Source organism: Burkholderia sp. Se-20373 (assembly GCF_017104705.1).
Lineage (GTDB): Bacteria > Pseudomonadota > Gammaproteobacteria > Burkholderiales > Burkholderiaceae > Burkholderia.
In genome coordinates this window covers 1-19,126 of sequence record NZ_JAAGPH010000059.1, presented here as the reverse complement: position 1 = coordinate 19,126, position 19,126 = coordinate 1, and the positions used below count along the sequence as shown (strand labels likewise).

At 67.1% G+C, this 19,126-nt stretch carries 21 protein-coding genes; 15 read left to right on the top strand and 6 right to left on the bottom strand.

Features of this window, described 5'->3' with window-relative positions; genetic code table 11:
- Nucleotides 1-36: 36 nt before the first annotated feature.
- Nucleotides 37-258, top strand: coding sequence for a hypothetical protein (locus tag G3N96_RS20120; RefSeq protein ID WP_011353424.1), 222 nt, complete (start codon nt 37-39; stop codon nt 256-258).
- A 22-nt stretch (nt 259-280) separates the two neighbouring features.
- Here the strand turns inward: G3N96_RS20120 and G3N96_RS20115 are convergent, their stop codons facing one another.
- On the bottom strand, nt 281-475 hold the full coding sequence (locus tag G3N96_RS20115; RefSeq protein ID WP_039355363.1) for a DUF2905 domain-containing protein: 195 nt from the start codon (nt 473-475) through the stop codon (nt 281-283).
- 11 nt (nt 476-486) lie between these two features.
- On the bottom strand, nt 487-1,680 hold the full coding sequence (locus tag G3N96_RS20110) for an SAM-dependent methyltransferase (protein ID WP_206138230.1): 1,194 nt from the start codon (nt 1,678-1,680) through the stop codon (nt 487-489).
- 13 nt (nt 1,681-1,693) lie between these two features.
- On the opposite strand from G3N96_RS20110, the gene G3N96_RS20105 reads away from it, so the two are divergent.
- The 7 genes from G3N96_RS20105 to G3N96_RS20075 all read left to right on the top strand — a co-directional run bounded on the left by G3N96_RS20105 (nt 1,694) and on the right by G3N96_RS20075 (nt 8,033).
- The gene (locus G3N96_RS20105; RefSeq protein ID WP_206138229.1) at nt 1,694-2,437 is read left to right on the top strand and encodes an SDR family oxidoreductase; all 744 of its coding nucleotides are present in this window, start codon (nt 1,694-1,696) and stop codon (nt 2,435-2,437) included.
- A gap of 79 nt (nt 2,438-2,516) precedes the next feature.
- Nucleotides 2,517-2,921: a dihydroneopterin aldolase gene (locus tag G3N96_RS20100; RefSeq protein ID WP_124585073.1), complete on the top strand. Its 405-nt coding sequence runs from the start codon at nt 2,517-2,519 to the stop codon at nt 2,919-2,921.
- Nucleotides 2,918-3,913, top strand: coding sequence for a tRNA 2-thiocytidine(32) synthetase TtcA (ttcA, locus tag G3N96_RS20095; protein ID WP_206138228.1), 996 nt, complete (start codon nt 2,918-2,920; stop codon nt 3,911-3,913). Before G3N96_RS20100 ends, ttcA begins: the two co-directional genes overlap by 4 nt.
- A 136-nt stretch (nt 3,914-4,049) precedes the next feature.
- Nucleotides 4,050-5,411, top strand: a complete 1,362-nt coding sequence (gene glmU / locus G3N96_RS20090; RefSeq protein WP_089473671.1) for a bifunctional UDP-N-acetylglucosamine diphosphorylase/glucosamine-1-phosphate N-acetyltransferase GlmU — start codon at nt 4,050-4,052, stop codon at nt 5,409-5,411.
- A gap of 50 nt (nt 5,412-5,461) precedes the next feature.
- On the top strand, nt 5,462-7,279 hold the full coding sequence (gene glmS, locus G3N96_RS20085) for a glutamine--fructose-6-phosphate transaminase (isomerizing) (protein ID WP_206138227.1): 1,818 nt from the start codon (nt 5,462-5,464) through the stop codon (nt 7,277-7,279).
- A gap of 59 nt (nt 7,280-7,338) precedes the next feature.
- Nucleotides 7,339-7,815 (top strand): hypothetical protein, encoded by a 477-nt coding sequence (locus G3N96_RS20080; RefSeq protein ID WP_206138226.1) that lies wholly within the window; start codon nt 7,339-7,341, stop codon nt 7,813-7,815.
- Nucleotides 7,815-8,033 carry a hypothetical protein gene (locus G3N96_RS20075; RefSeq protein ID WP_011353435.1) on the top strand — a complete coding sequence of 73 codons (219 nt, stop codon included), beginning with the start codon at nt 7,815-7,817 and terminating at the stop codon, nt 8,031-8,033. Before G3N96_RS20080 ends, G3N96_RS20075 begins: the two co-directional genes overlap by 1 nt.
- A gap of 117 nt (nt 8,034-8,150) precedes the next feature.
- On the opposite strand, the gene G3N96_RS20070 is transcribed toward G3N96_RS20075, so the two are convergent.
- Together G3N96_RS20070 and G3N96_RS20065 are read right to left on the bottom strand one after the other, a co-directional pair.
- A complete protein-coding gene (locus tag G3N96_RS20070; RefSeq protein ID WP_206138225.1) occupies nt 8,151-8,987 on the bottom strand; it encodes an FTR1 family protein in 837 nt (278 codons plus the stop codon).
- A gap of 12 nt (nt 8,988-8,999) precedes the next feature.
- Nucleotides 9,000-9,332: a cupredoxin domain-containing protein gene (locus G3N96_RS20065; RefSeq protein WP_011353437.1), complete on the bottom strand. Its 333-nt coding sequence runs from the start codon at nt 9,330-9,332 to the stop codon at nt 9,000-9,002.
- A 349-nt stretch (nt 9,333-9,681) separates the two neighbouring features.
- On the opposite strand from G3N96_RS20065, the gene G3N96_RS20060 reads away from it, so the two are divergent.
- Nucleotides 9,682-9,882 (top strand): heavy-metal-associated domain-containing protein, encoded by a 201-nt coding sequence (locus G3N96_RS20060; RefSeq protein WP_011353438.1) that lies wholly within the window; start codon nt 9,682-9,684, stop codon nt 9,880-9,882.
- Between the two features lie 64 nt (nt 9,883-9,946).
- Here G3N96_RS20060 and G3N96_RS20055 read toward each other — a convergent pair whose 3' ends face one another.
- Nucleotides 9,947-11,437, bottom strand: a complete 1,491-nt coding sequence (locus G3N96_RS20055) for an aldehyde dehydrogenase (RefSeq protein WP_206138224.1) — start codon at nt 11,435-11,437, stop codon at nt 9,947-9,949.
- 95 nt (nt 11,438-11,532) lie between these two features.
- Nucleotides 11,533-12,084: a cupin domain-containing protein gene (locus G3N96_RS20050; protein ID WP_069249383.1), complete on the bottom strand. Its 552-nt coding sequence runs from the start codon at nt 12,082-12,084 to the stop codon at nt 11,533-11,535.
- 455 nt (nt 12,085-12,539) lie between these two features.
- Here G3N96_RS20050 and G3N96_RS39265 point away from each other — a divergent pair, with 455 nt between their 5' ends.
- From G3N96_RS39265 to potA, 6 genes are all read left to right on the top strand, one after another.
- On the top strand, nt 12,540-12,725 hold the full coding sequence (locus tag G3N96_RS39265) for a hypothetical protein (RefSeq protein ID WP_043184603.1): 186 nt from the start codon (nt 12,540-12,542) through the stop codon (nt 12,723-12,725).
- A 283-nt stretch (nt 12,726-13,008) separates the two neighbouring features.
- A complete protein-coding gene (locus G3N96_RS20045; RefSeq protein ID WP_206138223.1) occupies nt 13,009-13,797 on the top strand; it encodes a gamma-glutamyl-gamma-aminobutyrate hydrolase family protein in 789 nt (262 codons plus the stop codon).
- A gap of 29 nt (nt 13,798-13,826) precedes the next feature.
- Nucleotides 13,827-15,164, top strand: a complete 1,338-nt coding sequence (locus G3N96_RS20040; protein ID WP_089441191.1) for a glutamine synthetase family protein — start codon at nt 13,827-13,829, stop codon at nt 15,162-15,164.
- Nucleotides 15,165-15,201: 37 nt separating this feature from the next.
- Nucleotides 15,202-16,644, top strand: a complete 1,443-nt coding sequence (locus G3N96_RS20035) for an aspartate aminotransferase family protein (RefSeq protein ID WP_206138222.1) — start codon at nt 15,202-15,204, stop codon at nt 16,642-16,644.
- A gap of 61 nt (nt 16,645-16,705) precedes the next feature.
- Entirely contained in the window at nt 16,706-17,824 is a 1,119-nt protein-coding gene (locus tag G3N96_RS20030; RefSeq protein ID WP_124473104.1) for a polyamine ABC transporter substrate-binding protein, read from the top strand.
- A 188-nt stretch (nt 17,825-18,012) separates the two neighbouring features.
- A partial coding sequence (gene potA, locus G3N96_RS20025; RefSeq protein WP_206138221.1) for a polyamine ABC transporter ATP-binding protein occupies nt 18,013-19,126 on the top strand: 1,114 nt, incomplete at its 3' end.

Below are 19,126 nucleotides of genomic sequence, written 5' to 3'. Positions count from 1 at the left end.
GTGCTACGATGAAGTGTCCTTTTGCGGGAGAGCACCATGGACACCAACACGTTCACCAAGGGCATCTACACGGCCAAGGCGCATACCCAGCATGCGGGCAACGGGCAGTTCCAGGGTTACGTGATCCTCGCGCGGGACGACGGGGACGACACCGAGAACACGCGCTACGACGTCCACTCGACGAGCCCCAGCGAGGAGGAAGCCTTCGACGAGGCGAAGGCGCTCGCGCACCGGATCCTCGGCGAAATCGAGCTGTAGCGCGCCACCATTCAGGCGCGGCTCAGAGCAGCCGCGCCACCATCGACAGCAGCATCGTCAGCACCAGCGTCGACATGAACGGGAACGGGTAGCGCCGCCCGCCGAGCGTCAGCGTGACGTCGCCCGGCATCCGCCCGATGCCGAGCTTGCCGAGCCACGGCCAGCAGCGCGTCAGGATCATCACCGCGACGAACGACGTCATCAGCCAGCGCAGCATGGCGGCTCCCGTCAGAGTGCGTGAGAGCGGTCGCCGCGCGCGAACGCGTCGAGCGTGCCGTCGATGCCGCGCGAAAACGCGATCACCTTGAACAGCTCGCCCATCTCGGCTTCGGAGATCAGCTTCTGCACCGCGTTCGCGGCCGGCAGGAACGCGTGGATGTCCGACGGATCGATCGCTGACAACGCGTCGGTGATGCCCGCGTTCAGCAGGAAGCGCGCCTGCGACGTGTAACCGAGCAAATCGGCGCCGGTCGCGACGGCCGCGTCGTAGATGCCGGTGAATTCGACGTGCGCGGTGATGTCCTGCAGCCCCGGGTACAGGAACGGATCGTCGTGCGCATGGTGACGGTAGTGGCACATCAGCGTGCCGCGGTCGCGCTGCGGGTGGTAGTACTCGTGCGCGGGAAAGCCGTAGTCGACCAGCAGCACCGCGCCGCGCCCGAGCATCGTGCAGACGGTGCGCGTGAACGCCAGCGCGGCCTCGTGCGTCTCGGTCACGTAGCCGTCCGCCGCGTCGTCAAGACCCGCGAGCACCGGCGGCAGGCCGGCCGGTGCGGCCGGACGGTCCTCGAACACGAACGCCTGCCGCGCGTCGAGCGCGACGCCGCGCTCCCGCCATGCGCCGCCCGCCTTCGCGAACAGGCGCACCGGCATCGCATCGAGCACCTCGTTGCCGACCACGACGCCGTCGAACCGCTCGGGCAGCGCGTCGAGCCAGCGCACCTTCGCGGCGAGCGCCGGGGCGGCGGCCGTGATCGTGTCGCGCTGCCGCTCGCGCAGCTCGCCCGAGAGATCGACGATCAGGTAGGCGTCGAGTTCGACGCCCAGCGCGTCGAGCGCAGCGAGCAGCCCGGCCGCGAGCTTGCCCGTGCCGGCGCCGAATTCCATCACGCTGCGCGTGCCGCTCGCCGCAAGCGCTTCCGCGACCGGCTGCGCGAGCGTCTGTGCGAACAGCGGCGACAGCTCGGGCGCGGTGACGAAGTCGCTGCCGTCGTCGGCGCGGCGCCCGAACTTGCGCGCGCCGCCGCTGTAATAACCGAGGCCGGGCGCATACAACGCGCGCTCCATGAAGCGGTCGAACGGCAGCCAGCCGCCGGCCGCCGCGATCTCGTCGCGCAGTTGCGCGGCGAGGGTTTCGGACTGCGCGAGCGCGTCAGGGCCGGGAGCAGGTAAACTAGCGGGTTCGTGAGCTTTCGGGTTCATCCCGGCATTGTAAATGACCGTTTCAGCCGATACGTCGACCCAGCGCGTGGCGCTCGTCACGGGCGCCCTGGGCAGCGCGGCCGACGCCGCGTCGATCGGCCGTGCGCTCGCCACCGGATTCGCCCGCCGCGGCTGGGACGTCGCGCTGCAGCGCAGCCACGGCGCGCCGCATGCGGCAGCCGACGCACTCGTCGCCGAAGTCGCGGCGCTCGGCCGCCGCGCGGTCGTGCTCGACGCCGATCTGGCCCTGGAAGCCGACGCCGCCGGACTCGTCGCCGCGTGCGGCGCGGCGCTCGGCCGGCCCGCGTGCGCTGTGTTCGTGAGTGCCAGCGCCGGCGCCGACGACGCGCACACGGTGGACGGCGCATCGCTCGCACGCGCCCTCGCGCGCAACGTGACGGCGCCCCTCGCGCGGGCCCGCGCGCTCGCCGATGCGACGCCCGACGCCGCGCGCGAGCAAGAAGCGCTGCGCGCCTGCGCGATCCACGTGCTGGATCAGGCCCTGTTTCACCCTGCACCGGCGCAGATGTCGCACGCGCTGATGCAGGCCGCGCTGAATCGCGCGACGTCGGCGCTCGCACTGGCGCTCGCGCCGAAGGTGCGGGTCGCGGCGCTCGTGCGCGGCCACGCGCCGCACGCGGACGACATCGCGGCGGCCGCCTGCTATCTCGCGAGCGCGCCGGGCGTCACCGGCGCGACGCTGACCGTCGACGGCGGCGAGCACCTCGTGCCGCCCGCCGCCGGCCCGAATGAATGAACTGCGCGGAAACGCGCGGCCTGAGCGCCGCCGCCCGCGCCGCTTTGCGTGCGCGCACGCCAATTTGACTGGGACGACCATGTTTTCCGCTCTCCTGCACCCCCGCCTCGCGGACTGCCGCAGGCTCTACCTGCGCGACTACGAAGTGCACATCAACATCGGTGCCTTCGAACACGAGAAGCGCGGCGAGCAGCGCGTCGTCATCAACATCGACCTGTTCGTGCCGCTCGCGCTGTCCACCCCCGTCGACGACCGGCTGCATGAAATCGTCGACTACGACCTGATGAAGCAGAGCGTCACGCAATGCCTGGCGCGCGGCCACATCCACCTGCAGGAAACGCTGTGCGACGCGATCGCCGCGCGCCTGCTGGCGCACGATGCCGTGCGCGCGGTACGCGTCCGTACCGAGAAACCGGACGCTTATCCGGACTGCGACGCCGTCGGCGTCGAAGTCTTTCGCATCAAGGACGAGGAGCGCACATGAACGCCCCCCACATGAATGACACGGCGACCGATGCCGCCACCCTCGACGCGCCCGCCGCCCCGGCCGGCCGCCCGGCGCTGACGCGCCGCGAACAGAAGGACGCGTACGAGAACAACAAGCTGTTCAAGCGGATCGTGCGCCAGGTCGGCCAGGCGATCGGCGACTTCAACATGATCGAGCAAGGCGACAAGGTGATGGTGTGCCTGTCGGGCGGCAAGGACAGCTACGCGATGCTCGACGTGCTGCTGCGCCTGCGCGAGCGCGCGCCGATCGATTTCGACATCGTCGCGGTGAACCTCGACCAGAAGCAGCCGGGCTTCCCGGAGCACGTGCTGCCGGAATACCTGAAGCAGGTCGGCGTGCCGTTCCACATCGAGAACCAGGACACCTACAGCATCGTCAAGCGGCTCGTGCCCGAGGGCAAGACGACCTGCTCGCTGTGCTCGCGGCTGCGCCGCGGGATCCTGTACCGCGTGGCCGGCGAGCTCGGCGCGACCAAGATCGCGCTCGGCCACCACCGCGACGACATCGTGCAGACGCTGCTGCTCAACATGTTCTACGGCGGCAAGCTGAAGGGGATGCCGCCGAAGCTTCAGTCGGACGACGGCAAGAACATCGTGATCCGCCCGCTCGCGTACGTGAAGGAAACCGATCTGGAGAAATACGCGGAGCTGCGCGAATTCCCGATCATCCCGTGCAACCTGTGCGGCAGCCAGCCGAACCTGAAGCGCGCGGAAATGAAGGCGCTGATCCGCGAGTGGGACAAGCGCTTCCCGGGCCGCGTCGAGAACATGTTCAACGCGCTCGCGAAGGTCGTGCCATCGCACCTGATGGACACGACGCTGTACCCGTTCCAGTCGCTGCGCGCGACCGGCGTTGCCGATCCGCAGGGCGACATCGCGTTCGACGAGGAACCGTGCGCGTCGGGCGACGACAGCGCGGCGCCGGGCGGCGCCCAGCCGATCTCGATCGTCCAGTTCGACGACCTGTAAGCAGGGCCGGAACACCCGCCGGAACGGGGGCCGCAAGGCCGCTTTCCGGCGCTGTCGCCCCGCCGCGACAGGCCCGGAACGACAGGGGCCGCATGCTAAAATGGACGGCTTCGAACTCTTCTGACAAGCTGGCGCCATGAATATCGTGATTTTGGCGGCAGGCACCGGCAAGCGCATGCGTTCCGCGCTGCCGAAAGTGCTTCATCCCCTGGCCGGCAGGCCGCTCCTCTCCCACGTCATCGACACCGCGCGCACGCTGCAGCCGTCCCGGCTCGTCGTCGTCGTCGGTCATGGTGCCGAGCAGGTCCAGGCCGCCGTCGCCGCGCCCGACGTCCAGTTCGCGGTGCAGGCCGAGCAGCTCGGCACCGGCCACGCGGTGCGCCAGGCGCTGCCGCTCCTCGATCCCGCGCAACCGACGCTCGTGCTGTACGGCGACGTGCCGCTCACGCGCGCGTCGACCTTGCAGCGCCTCGTCGATGCCGCGCGCGAGGGCCGCTACGGGATTCTGACGGTCACGCTCGACGATCCGACCGGCTACGGCCGCATCGTGCGCGACGCGGCCGGCTTCGTCACGCGCATCGTCGAACAGAAGGACGCATCGCCCGAACAGCTGAAGATCGCCGAGATCAACACCGGCATCATCGTCACGCCCACGGCCCAGCTGTCGATGTGGCTCGGCGCGCTGAAGAACGAGAACGCGCAGGGCGAGTACTACCTGACCGACGTCGTCGAACTGGCGATCGAGGCCGGTTTCGAGGTCGTCACCGCGCAGCCCGACGAGGAATGGGAAACGCTCGGCGTGAACAGCAAGGCGCAGCTCGCCGAGCTCGAGCGCATCCACCAGCGCAATATCGCCGATGCACTGCTCGTCGCGGGCGTCACGCTCGCCGATCCGGCGCGCGTCGACGTGCGCGGCACGCTGCGCTGCGGCCGCGACGTATCGATCGACGTGAACTGCGTGTTCGAAGGCAACGTGACGCTCGCCGACAACGTGACGATCGGCGCGAACTGCGTGATCCGCAACGCATCGGTCGGCGCGGGTACGCGCATCGACGCGTTCACGCACATCGACGGCGCCGAGCTCGGCGCGCACACCGTGATCGGCCCGTACGCGCGGCTGCGCCCCGGCGCGCAGCTCGCGGACGAAGCGCACGTCGGCAACTTCGTCGAGGTGAAGAACGCGGTGATCGGCCACGGCTCGAAGGCGAACCACCTCACGTACATCGGCGACGCCGACATCGGCGCGCGCGTGAACATCGGCGCGGGCACGATCACCTGCAACTACGACGGCGCGAACAAGTTCCGCACCGTGATCGAGGACGACGTGTTCGTCGGCTCCGATACGCAGCTCGTCGCGCCCGTGCGCGTCGGCCGCGGCGTGACGATCGCCGCCGGCACGACGATCTGGAAGGACGTGGCCGACGGCCTGCTCGCGTTGAACGAGAAGACCCAGACCGCGAAGAGCGGCTACGTCCGCCCGGTCAAGAAGAAAAGTTAACATCACGCGGGTGCCGGACGGCGCCCGCTTCCCTATGGAAGGTAGATTTCATGTGCGGCATTGTCGGCGCAGTTGCGCAGCGTAATATCGTTCCGGTGCTGATCGAAGGTTTGCGGCGCCTCGAATACCGTGGCTACGACTCGTGCGGCGTCGCCGTGCTCGAGCCGGACGCACCGAAGCGCGCGCGCAGCGTCGCACGCGTCGCCGATCTCGACGCGCAGGTGTGCGAGTCGCACCTCGAAGGCACCACCGGCGTCGCGCACACCCGCTGGGCGACGCACGGCGCGCCCGTCACGCACAACGCACACCCGATCTTCTCGTCGAACGCGCTCGCGCTCGTCCACAACGGCATCATCGAGAACTTCGAATCGCTGCGCGAAGCGCTGCGGGCGAAGGGCTACGAATTCGTGTCGCAGACCGACACCGAAGTGATCGCCCACCTCGTGCACAGCCTGTATCGCGGCAACCTGTTCGACGCGGTGCGCGAGGCGGTGGGCCAGCTGCACGGCGCGTATGCGATCGCCGTGATCCACAAGGACCAGCCGCACACCGTCGTCGGCGCGCGCCAGGGTTCGCCGCTCGTGGTCGGCCACGGCGACGGCGAGAACTTCCTCGCGTCCGACGCGCTCGCGCTCGCGGGCAGCACCGACCACTTCACGTTCCTCGAGGAAGGCGACGTGTGCGAGCTGTCGCTCGACGGCGTGAAGATCGTCGACCGCAACGGCGCCACCGTGCAGCGCGAGATCCGCGTGGTCAGCGCCTACGGCGGCGCGGTCGAACTCGGGCCGTATCGCCACTTCATGCAGAAGGAAATCTTCGAGCAGCCGCGCGCGATCAGCGATACCGTGCCGCAAACGGACGCATTCGACGCGACGCTGTTCGGCGATGCCGCGCCCGCCGCGTTCGCGGACATCGACAGCCTGCTGATCCTCGCGTGCGGCACGAGCTACTACTCGGGCCTGACCGCGAAGTACTGGCTCGAATCGATCGCGAAGATCCCGACCCAGGTCGAGATCGCGAGCGAATACCGCTACCGCGAATCGGTGCCGAACCCGCGCCAGCTCGTGCTGGTGATCTCGCAGTCCGGCGAGACGGCCGACACGCTCGCCGCGCTCAAGCATGCGCAGTCGCTCGGCCATACGCATACGCTCGCCGTCTGCAACGTCGCGACGAGCGCGATGGTGCGCCTCACCGAAATGCAGTTCCTGACGCACGCGGGCACCGAGATCGGCGTCGCGTCGACGAAGGCGTTCACGACGCAGCTCGTCGCGCTGTTCGTGCTGGCGGCCACGCTCGGCAAGCTGCGCGGGCACGTTGATGCCGCGCAGGAAGCGCAATTCCTGAAGGAGCTGCGCCACCTGCCGGCCGCGCTGAACAGCGTGCTCGCGCTGGAGCCGCAGATCATCGCGTGGTCGGAGGAATTCGCGCGCAAGGAAAACGCGCTGTTCCTCGGCCGCGGGCTGCACTACCCGATCGCGCTCGAAGGCGCGCTGAAGCTGAAGGAAATCTCGTACATCCACGCCGAGGCCTATCCGGCCGGCGAACTGAAGCACGGGCCGCTCGCGCTCGTCACGGAAGCGATGCCGGTCGTCACGGTCGCGCCGAACGACACGCTGCTCGAGAAGCTGAAGTCGAACATGCAGGAAGTGCGTGCGCGCGGCGGCGAGCTGTACGTGTTCGCCGATGCCGACACGCAGATCGTCAACGACGACGGCCTGCACGTGATCCGGATGCCGGAGCACTACGGGCAACTGTCGCCGATCCTGCACGTCGTGCCGCTGCAATTGCTCGCGTATCACACCGCGTGCGCGCGCGGCACCGACGTCGACAAGCCGCGGAACCTCGCGAAGTCGGTGACGGTGGAGTAAGGCAGGGCACCGGTCGGCGCACCAGCAACGTGTGCGCCGCCGAGACAGACGGAGAGACAATGGTAAGACTGATTGGATGCGGTGTGCTGGCGCTGACGTTCGCGTCGACGGGCTGGGCCGCCGAGCATTACGTCGAGGTCTGGAACCCGCCCGAGGCGCGGAAGCCGGCAGCCCATGCGCCGGAAGCCCGTACGCCGGATGCCCGTACCCCGGCCGCGCACGCGGGCGCTGACGCGCGCGCCGGCAAGAGCGCCGAGAAGCACGCGAACGCCACCCCCAAAGCCGCGGCGAAGCCGCACAAGCGCCGCGTCGCGCAGGCCGTGAAAGCCGATCCGCATCGTCCGCCCGCGGCCGGGGCGCCGGCCGCTCCGCGCCCCGTTGCGCAGCCCGCAGCGGGACGCCTGACGGTGATGCAGCCGGCTGCGCCCGATGCGCCGCACGCACTGAATTACTCCAACATCCCGCGTCAGTACACGCCGGACGGCAACGTGCTGCAGGTCGGCACGCACGGCCGCTCCGCGGAGGTGACTCGATAATGGAAGCGCAAACCTACCACGGCTACCAGATCTGGGGCCACGCGATCCTGCAGCAGGACGAGATCCTGCAACCCGAGCGCTTCGCGGCGAGCGGCACGATCACGCAGAACAACAAGCTGGTCGAGGCGTCCGGCGTGCTCGGCGTGTTCGACACCGAGGACGACGCGCGCGACGCGGGGCTCGAGTGGGCTCGCGCCTGGATCGACAGCCACCGCTGAGCCGCCGCGGCGTGCGCAACCGGCACGCTGCCGCCGACGCCGCGCATCGGCCGGCCGCACACCGCAAATGAAAAAGGGGCGTCATGGACGCCCCTTTCCTATTCGAACCCGAACAATTCAGGCTGCAGGCCGTGGCGGCCGCATGGCCGTCTGCGGCCGGCCGACGAGCCGTGCCAGCCCGACGATCGTGGCCAGTGTCGCGAGGTACGCGACGATCTGGATGCCCGCCGGTCGCGCGGTATAGCCGATCAGCGTATGCAGCGCCTTGCCGACGATGCTGGTTTCCTTGAGCAGCCACGACGTATCCCAGATCACGTCGCCCCACGAAGGCACGAGGCCCGCCGCGAGCAGGAAGCCGACGCACTGGCTGGCCATCCCCGCCGCGAGCAGCACGATCAGCCAGTTGGTGACGGAGAACAGGCGCTTCAGCGGAATCTGCAGCAGGCCCGCATACATCCCGTAGCCGAGCCCGGCGCCGCCCAGCACACCCAGCAGCCCGCCGACGATCATCTGCGGCGTCTGCCCCGGATCGCCCGCCGCGATGCCGTACAGGAACAGCACCGCCTCGGAGCCTTCGCGCAGCACCGCGACGCCGACCACGATCGCCAGCCCCGTCAGCGGCTTGCTGCCGGCCGCGACGGCACGTCCGACCTCGGTCATCTGCATCGCCATCTCGCGGCCGTGCCGGCTCATCCAGATGCTGTGCCACGCGAGCATCAGCGTCGCGACGAACATCACACCCGCGTTGAAGACCTCCTGTCCCATGCCGGACGCCCACTGGGAGATCACGTCGGCGAACGCGGCGATCAGGCCCGCGCCGATCACGCCGCCCACCAGCCCGCCGCCGACCCACCAGCCGCGCCGCGGCACGCCCTTGGTGGCGGCCATCACGATCGACACCACCAGCGCGGCCTCGAGCACTTCACGAAAGACGATCAGGGCAGTAGACAACATGGCGATAGGGGCTTACTTGACGGTCAGATGCGTCTTCGATTGCGCTTCGTGATACTCGTCGTGGAATTCGTACGTGCCGGCCTTCAGCGGCCCGACCAGGATTTCCACCGACTTGCCGGCGGGCACGACCTTCTCCGCCTTGAAGTCGTCGCTCTCGAATTCGGCGGGCGTCGCGTCGAGATTCTTCACGACGAACTTCACCTTCTTGCCGGCCGGGATCGTCACGCCATCGGGCGAAAACTTGTGGTCCTTCAGGGTCAGGTTGACGACATCGTCGGCCGCGAATGCGGACGTGGCCGATGCGCCCAGCAGGGCCAGCGCGAAGCCGAAAGCAAAACGGTTCATGAGGGTAACGAATTGAAATATCGAAGGGAACCGATACTAAGATCGATTCGCATTTTCAACTCGCGTACCCTTACTGGCGGCATGGTGATCACGCTTCACGGATCGCCGTCGCGCGCGGCCCGGCAAGGCATCCGCCCCGTCGCGCCCGGAACGCGCCGCCGTCAATCGGGATAAATTCCGAATGACGTCAAAGGCGCGATCGAAATTCATCAGACCTCATGTTTACAACAGCCTGTCGCTGCAGCGAGGCCGCGACACGGATTTCCGGCAACACGCGTACGCTTGACCTTCCCACCGTGGCAAGCTTCATGCTGTCGATGCTTGTCAATCGTCAACTCAGGAGAACACGATGGAATTCGAAGTCCAGGACATGACCTGCGGCGGCTGCGCCAACGCCATCACGCGCGCGGTGACGGCCGCCGATCCCGCCGCGAAGCTCGACATCGACGTCGCGGCGAAGATCGTCAAGGTCGAATCGGCGCAAGGCGCCGAGCGCGTGCAGTCGATCATCGAAGCCGCCGGCTTCCACCCCGCGCTGCGCGCCGCATAACGCACGCGCGCCGCGACCCGCGGGCACACCGCCGACCGGCGCTGCGCCCGCGCCCGATTGCGCGTCAGCGCAGCCGGATCAGCGTCGACTTCAGCTCGGTGTATTTCTCGAGCGCATGCAGCGACTTGTCGCGGCCGTTGCCCGACTGCTTGTAGCCGCCGAACGGGAAGTTCATGTCGCCGCCCTCGTCGTAGCAGTTCACCCAGACGGTGCCCGCACGCAGCCGGCGCGACACGTCGTGCGCGGTCGTCAGGTTCGACGTCCACACGGCCGCCGCCAGCCCGTATTCGGTGTCGTTCGCGATCCGCACCGCTTCGTCGACGTCGTCGAACACGATCACCGACAGCACGGGCCCGAAGATCTCCTCGCGCGCGATCTTCGCGTCGGGCTTCACCTCGAACACCGTCGGCTCCACGTAGAAGCCGCCCGTTTCCGCCTTCACGCGCGCACCGCCCGTGACGAGCCTGCCTTCGCTGCGCCCGGCCTCGATATAGCCGAGCACGCGCTCGAGCTGGATGCCGTCGACGATCGCGCCCATCGACACCGACGGATCGAGCGGATTGCCGGGCACGTACGCGCGCGCGGCCGCGACGAGCTTCTCGATGAATGCGTCCTTGATGTCGCGATGCACGAGGAGGCGTGAGCCTGCCGTGCACATCTCGCCCATGTTGTAGAAGATCGCGCCGGCAGCCGCCTGCGCCGCGCGGTCGAGATCGGGACAATCGGGCAGCACGATGTTCGGCGACTTGCCGCCGAGTTCGAGCCACGCGCGCTTCAGGTTCGACTGCGCGGCGTACTGCATGATCAGCTTGCCGACCGCCGTCGAGCCCGTGAACGCGATGCAGTCGACGTCGCGATGCAGCGCGAGCAGCTTGCCCGGCTCGCCCGCGCCCGGCACGACGTTGAACACGCCGGCCGGAATGCCGGCCTCATACGCGAGCTGCGCGACACGGATCGCGGTCAGCGGCGATTTCTCCGACGGTTTCAGCACGACGCTGTTGCCGGCCGCGAGCGCGGGACCGAATTTCCACGCGGCCATCAGGATCGGGAAGTTCCACGGCACGACGGCGGCCACCACGCCGACCGGCTCGCGCGTGACGAGACCGACGAGATGATGATCGGCCGGCGCGACTTCGCCGCCCACCTTGTCGATCGCCTCCGCAAACCATTCGACGCAGTACGCGGCACCCGGCACGTCGACCGTCGTCGTGTCGCCGATCGGCTTGCCGGCGTCGAGCGTTTCGAGCAGCGACAGCTCGTCGAGATGCTCGCGCATCAGCGCGGCCCAGCGCAGCAGCACGGCCTTGCGCGCACGCGGGTTCAGCCCGGCCCACACGCCCGCGTCGAACGCGCGGCGCGCGGCGGCAACAGCCGCGTTCACGTCGGCTTCGCCGCAATCGGCGACCTTCACGAGCACGCGGCCGTCGATCGGGCTCACGCAGTCGAACGTCTTGCCGCCATGCGCGTCGCGCGACGCGCCGTCGATGAATGCGCGCCCTTCGATCTGGAGCGACGCCGCCTTGTCCTGCCAGTCAGCCAAAGTCAACTTGTTCATCAGGATGCCTCAGTTTTTTGGCATTCGCGATGCGGCACGCCGCTGCGCATGACGCGCAGCCGGCCGGCAGCGAATGCAGTGACGCGCGGGGGAGCTCAGAAGGTCGCCGGCGAATTGGCCGAGACGACCTCGCAGATCAGGTCCGCGCTGGGATTGCGAAAACGGTGCGGCAAACGGCTTTCGAAGTAGTAGCCGTCTCCGGGGTCGAGCAGCCACGTCGCGCCGTCGACGGTCAGCTCGAGCCGGCCCGACACGACGACCCCGCCCTCGTGCCCCGCGTGCACGAGCATCTCGGGCCCCGTGTCGGCCTGCGGCTGGTAGATCTCGCGCAGGATGCACATGTTGCGATCCTTCATGCTCGCGCCGACCAGATGAAACGCGAGCGTGTCGTTGCCGAGGTTCGGCATCTCGTCGCGACGCGACACGACCGAGCGCGATTCCACGAGCTCGAACGTGAAGAACTCCGCGAGACTCATCGGGATGCATTCGAGCAGCTTCTTCAACGAGCCGACCGACGGGCTCACGCGGCCCTGTTCGATCAGCGAGATCGTGCCGTTGGTCACGCCGGCCCGCTTCGCGAGTTCGCGCTGCGACAGGCCCTGCTTGTTGCGCACGAAACGCAGGCGCTCGGCGACTTCGGTGGACATCGATTCGGTTTCGGACACGATAAGTGCGATGACAAAGTGAAACGACGCGGTGGACAGCCGTTGAATATTCTAATCACTTTATGCCGCGCATCAGCGGGGAAAACCCTGAAAGGCGTTCGAAATAATGAACGCCGCGCCGATTATTCCTTTTACGAATCTTTTGTTCGCACTGCTCGGGAAAGCCCTGATGCAACACCGTTAAAAAACATTTGACGCCGTTTTTGGCTCGTATATGCTGGCTCTCAGGTTAGCGTCATCAAGCATTCATCGGCAGCAAAAAACGTTATTGCGACGCAAAAATTGATGCCCATCAATGTAAATAACGCGTAACCGGCGCCTTGATTATTTTAAACGCCCAGCGCGTCGAAACGGTCAGGTGTTCAATACTTTCAACAACCCAGTCGAGTGTAATCGTGAGAGTCCGTGGCCCTCTGGTGAGGTGGGATCGAGGCGATGTGCGAAGTTTGCGCAGCGCGGCGTCCGCTTCCGACGACGGCAGTTGCGGCTGGCATAGTCCTCGCCTGCTTCACCTGTCGATCTACACCATCCTGTCCCGTCGTTCCGTTCGGCGTCACAACGCCGTTTCCGCACGCGCATTCGTCGCCGTCGACACCGACGAAGTGGCGTCGCTGCTGCCGTAGCGCCTCTCCTTTCTTTACGTCGTTCGTTTCATCTGCTGATTCGCCAACCGCATCTTCCGTGCGGTGACGGAACGCGTTCGCGCATGCATTGCCGCGTCGCGTGTCGCAATGAAACGAACGACGGCCTGATCGTCGCGCGCAGCGCGGATCGCCACGCCATCCCGTTGCGCCCATTCACCAGCGGCCTTGCATGTTGCGCAAGGCTGCGGGGCTGTTGCACGCCGGCGTTTCGCCACATCCGGCAAGCAAGACGCAACGACCCTCCGGATAACTGATTGACGTCATGGATAGAAGGAAACCCCTCGTCGGCATCACCGCCGACCACACGCAAATCGGCGCGCATCCGTCGCATACGGTCGGCGACAAATACGTCGCCGCGATCGTCGACGGCGCGCAAGCGTTCGCGATGGTGCTGCCCGCGCTCGGCGAGCGCCAGTCGGTCGACGACGTACTCGACACGGTCGACGGCCTGCTGTTTACCGGCAGCTACTCGAACGTCGAGCCGCATCGGTACGGCGGCGAACCGAGCGCGCCGGGCACGAAGCACGACCCGGCCCGCGACGCGACCACGCTGCCGCTGCTGCGCGCGGCGATCGCCGCGGGCGTGCCCGTGCTGGCCGTCTGCCGCGGCTTCCAGGAGCTGAACGTCGTCTGCGGCGGCACGCTGCACCAGCGCGTGCACGAAGTGCCGGGCCTCGCCGATCACCGCGAGGACGACGACGCGCCGATGGAGACGCAGTACGGCCCCGCGCACGTCGTGCGCCTGACGCCCGGCGGCACGCTGCACGCGCTCGCCGGCGGCCGCGACGAAGTGCACGTGAACTCGCTGCACAAGCAGGGCATCGCCCAGCTCGGCGCCGGCCTCGCCGTCGAAGCCGTCGCGCCGGACGGGCTGATCGAAGCCGTGAGCGTCGCCGATGCACCGGCCTTCGCCCTTGCCGTGCAGTGGCATCCGGAATGGCGCCATGCGCAGGACCCGCTGTCGAGCGCGATCTTCCGCGCCTTCGGCGACGCCTGCCGCGCCCGCCGCGCTGCCCGCGCGCGCGCCATGGCTGCCGCCGCGCTCGCCTGAGCGCGCCGACCCAACCAACGAGAACAGACATGCAAGACATCGAAGACTTTCTGAAACAGCACCGGATTACTGAAGTCGAAGCGATCATCCCCGACATGGCCGGCATCGCGCGCGGCAAGATCACGCCGCGCAACAAGTTCACGTCCGGTGAATCGATGCGCCTGCCGCAAGCCGTGATGGTGCAGACCGTCACCGGCGAATATCCGGAAGACGGCTCACTGACCGGCGTGACCGACCCCGACATGGTGTGCGTGCCCGACACGTCGACGATCCGCCTGATTCCGTGGGCCGTCGACCCGACCGCGCAGGTGATCCACGACTGCGTGCACTTCGACGGCTCGCCGGTCGAGATCTCGCCGCGCTACGTGCTGCGACGCGTGCTCGACCTGTACAAGGCGAAGGGCTGGAAGCCCGTCGTCGCGCCGGAACTCGAGTTCTACCTGGTCGACATGAACAAGGACCCCGACCTGCCGCTGCGCCCGCCGGTCGGCCGCACGGGCCGCCCCGAAACGGGCCGCCAGTCGTATTCGATCGAGGCCGTGAACGAGTTCGACCCGCTGTTCGAGGACATCTACGAGTACTGCGAAGCGCAGAACCTCGACATCGACACGCTGATCCACGAAGTCGGCGCCGCGCAGATGGAGATCAACTTCATGCACGGCGACGCGCTGTCGCTGGCCGACCAGGTGTTCCTGTTCAAGCGCACGGTGCGCGAGGCCGCGCTGCGTCACAACATGTACGCGACCTTCATGGCCAAGCCGATGGAAGACGAACCGGGCTCGGCGATGCACGTGCACCAGAGCATCGTCGACGAGGAAACCGGGCAGAACCTGTTCACGTCGCCGGAAACCGGCGGCGCGACGTCGATGTTCTACAACTACCTCGCCGGGCTGCAGAAATACACGCCGGCGCTGATGCCGATCTTCGCGCCGTACATCAACTCGTATCGCCGCCTGTCGCGCTTCATGGCCGCGCCGATCAACGTGCAGTGGGGCTACGACAACCGCACGGTCGGCTTCCGCATTCCGCACTCGGGCCCGTCGGCACGCCGCATCGAGAACCGCATTCCGGGCGTCGACTGCAACCCGTACCTCGCGCTCGCCGCGACGCTCGCGGCCGGCTATCTCGGCATGACGCAGCGCCTGGAGCCGACCGAGCCGCTCGTCAGCGACGGCTACGAGCTGCCGTACCAGCTGCCGCGCAACCTCGAGGAAGGGCTGACGCTGATGGCCGCCTGCGAGCCGCTCGGCGAGATCCTCGGCCACAAGTTCCTGAAGGCGTATTTCGCGCTGAAGGAAACCGAATACGAAGCGTTCTTCCGCGTGATCAGCTCGTGGGAACGCCGCCATCTGCTGCTGCACGTCTGAGCGTGCACCCGACCGAATACGGAATCACGGAGGAAACATGACGTATCGCAACGAATCAGCCTGGGTCCAGCCGGCCGCGCCGAGCGCCACGGCCGCCGCACCGCGCGCGGCGCAGGCGCGCACGACCGCCGAATACCGCGCGCTCGACGCCGCGCACCACATCCACCCGTTCTCGGACATGGGCGCGCTGAACCGTGCCGGCAGCCGCGTGATCGTGAAGGCCGACGGCGTCTACCTGTGGGACTCGGACGGCAACAAGGTGATCGACGGGATGGCCGGCCTCTGGTGCGTGAACGTCGGCTACGGCCGCAAGGAACTCGCCGACGCAGCCTATCGCCAGATCCAGGAACTGCCGTTCTACAACACGTTCTTCAAGACCACGCACCCGCCGGTGATCGAACTCTCCGCGATGCTCGCGGAAGTCACGCCGGCCGGCTTCAACCACTTCTTCTACTGCAACAGCGGCTCGGAAGGCAACGACACCGTGCTGCGCCTCGTGCACCAGTACTGGCGCGTGCAGGGCCAACCGCAGAAGAAGTACGTGATCTCGCGCAAGAACGGCTATCACGGCTCGACGATCGCCGGCGGCACGCTCGGCGGGATGGGCTACATGCACGAGCAGATGCCGTCGAAAGTCGAAAACATCGTGCACATCGACCAGCCGTATTTCTTCGGCGAAGCAGCGGCCGGCGAAACGCCGGAAGCGTTCGGCCTGGCGCGCGCGCAGCAGCTCGAAGCGAAGATCCTCGAACTCGGCGCGGAGAACGTCGCGGCCTTCATCGGCGAGCCGTTCCAGGGCGCGGGCGGCGTGATCTTCCCGCCGTCGACGTACTGGCCGGAAATCCAGCGGATCTGCCGCAAGTACGACATCCTGCTGGTGGCCGACGAAGTGATCGGCGGCTTCGGCCGCACCGGCGAATGGTTCGCCCACCAGCACTTCGGTTTCGAACCCGATCTCATCACGATGGCCAAGGGCCTCACGTCGGGCTACGTGCCGATGGGGGCGGTCGGCATTCACGAACGCGTGGCGCGGCCGATCATCGACAACGGCGAATTCAATCACGGCCTCACGTACTCGGGCCACCCGGTCGCGGCGGCCGTCGCGGTCGCGAACCTGAAGCTGCTGCGCGACGAAGGGATCGTCGAGCGCGTGAAGAACGACACGGGCCCGTACTTCCAGGCGCTGATGCGCGAAACCTTCGCGCGTCACCCGATCGTCGGCGAAGTGCATGGCCACGGTCTTGTCGCAAGCCTGCAGCTCGCCGAAGCGCCGGCCGAACGCCGCCGCTTCGCGAACGGCGGCGACGTCGGCACGATCTGCCGCGACTTCTGCTTCAACGGCAACCTGATCATGCGCGCGACCGGCGACCGGATGCTGCTGTCGCCGCCGCTCGTGATCTCGCGTCCGGAAATCGATGAACTCGTATCGAAGGCGAAAAAAGCAGTCGATGCAACCGCCCAGCAACTGGGTATTTCGTAACGGTTTTGCCTACAGGCGTGCGGCGGGCGCCGCACGCCGCCATAACCAGGGGAATTCCACCATGCGTGCCTGCTTTCTTCGCCAAGCCTGTTCCGTTGCCGCCCTTGCCGCCGCGGCCGCGTTCACGTCGGTCGCCAGCCCGACGGCACACGCGGCCGACGAGCTGAACGTCTACAACTGGTCCGACTACATCGCACCCGACACGATCCCGAACTTCCAGAAACAGACGGGCATCCACGTCAAGTACGACAACTATGACAGCGACGACACGCTTCAGGCGAAGCTGCTGGCCGGCAGTTCGGGCTACGACATCGTCGTGCCGACGTCGAACTACATGGCCAAGCAGATCCAGGCCGGCGTGTACCAGAAGCTCGACAAGTCGAAGCTGCCGAACCTCGCGAACCTCGACCCGCTGCTGATGAAGATGATCTCGGATGCCGATCCGGGCAACCAGTACGGTGTGCCCTGGGCCTACGGCACGGACGGCATCGGCTACAACGCGCAAGCGGTGAAGAAGGCCCTCGGCGACAAGGCGCCGGTCGACAGCTGGGCGCTGGTGTTCGACCCGGCCAACATGGAAAAGCTCAAGGGCTGCGGCGTGTCGTTCCTCGACCAGGCCGTCGACGTGTTCGCCGCCACGCTGCAATACATGGGCAAGGACCCGAACAGCAAGAATCCCGGCGACTACCAGGCTGCGTTCGAAGTCCTGAAGAAAGTCCGCCCGTACATCACCCAGTTCAACTCGTCCGGCTACATCAACGACCTCGCGAACAACGACGTGTGCGTCGCGCTCGGCTGGTCGGGCGACGTCGGCATCGCGCACCGCCGTTCGTCGGAAGCGAAGCGTTCGTACGACATCAAGTTCTCGAACCCGAAGGAAGGCGGCCTGCTGTGGTTCGACGTGATGGTGATCCCGAAGGATGCGCCGCACCCGGAAGCCGCACTGAAGTGGATCAACTACGTGTCCGATCCGAAGGTCAACGCGGCGATCACCAACACGGTGTTCTACCCGACCGCGAACAAGGCCGCGCACCAGTTCGTCACGCCGGCCGTCGCGCAGGATCCGACCGTCTACCCGCCTGAAGACGTGCTGAAGAAGATGGTGCTGATGAAGCCGATGCCGGCCGACATCCTGCGCCTCGAGAACCGTCTGTGGGCCCAACTGAAGACCGGCCACTGATCGACCTGAATGCCGGCGGCGCAGGCGGCGCTTCACGCCTGCCCGCCTGAGATCCGCGGACCTCCGTCCGCCCGCGCGCGCCGCGCGCACTGTTCCATCCGGCACGAGCCGTCGCCCGTGAGTCGCGTGTTGCGCCTCGCGCGGGGACGCTCACGCCTGCAATCCGTGAAGAACGAATGGTGAATCCCATGCAATCGATACCCTCTTCCGCTGCTGCACGACAGACCCAACCGGCTCCCGCGGCCCGTACGCAAAACGACGCCTTCGTCCGCATCGAAAACGTCGTGAAGAAATTCGGCGACAGCACCGCCGTCGACAACGTGAACCTGACGATCGCGAAGAACGAGCTGTTCGCGCTGCTCGGCAGCTCGGGCTGCGGCAAGTCGACGTTGCTGCGCATGCTCGCCGGGCTCGAGACGGCCACCTCCGGCAAGATCTTCGTCGACGGCGAGGATCTTGCTTCGCTGCCGCCGTACCGCCGCCCGGTGAACATGATGTTCCAGTCGTACGCGCTGTTCCCGCACATGACGGTCGAATCGAACGTCGCGTTCGGCCTCAAGCAGGAAGGCACGCCAAAGCACGAGATCAAGGAGCGCGTGGCCGATGCGCTCGCGCTCGTGCAGATGAGCAAGTACGCGCAGCGCAAGCCTCACCAGCTCTCCGGCGGCCAGCAGCAGCGCGTCGCGCTCGCGCGTTCGCTGGTCAAGCGCCCGAAGCTGCTGCTGCTCGACGAGCCGATGTCCGCGCTCGACAAGAAGATCCGCCAGAAGACCCAGCTCGAACTCGTGAACATCATCGAGAAGGTCGACGTGACCTGCGTGATGGTCACGCACGACCAGGAAGAGGCGATGACGATGGCCAGCCGCCTCGCAGTGATGAGCGAAGGCAAGATCGTGCAGATCGGCGCGCCGGGCGAGGTGTACGAGTTTCCGAACAGCCGCTTCTCGGCCGAATTCATCGGCTCGACCAACCTGTTCGAAGGGCGCGTCGTCGAGGACGAACCCGACCACATCTTCGTCGAGAGCGATGACCTCGAGGCGCGCATGTACGTGAGCCACGGCATCACGGGCCCGCTCGGCATGCCGGTGGGCATCTCGGTGCGCCCCGAACGCATTCACGTGTCGCGCGAAAAACCCGGCTCGAAACACAACTGGGCGCGCGGCGTGGTGACCGATATCGCGTACATGGGCAGCTACTCGCTGTACCACGTGCGCCTGCCGAGCGGGAAGACGGTCGTGTCGAACCTGTCGAGCTCGCACCTGATGAACGACAACGCACCGGCGTGGAACGACGACGTGTTCG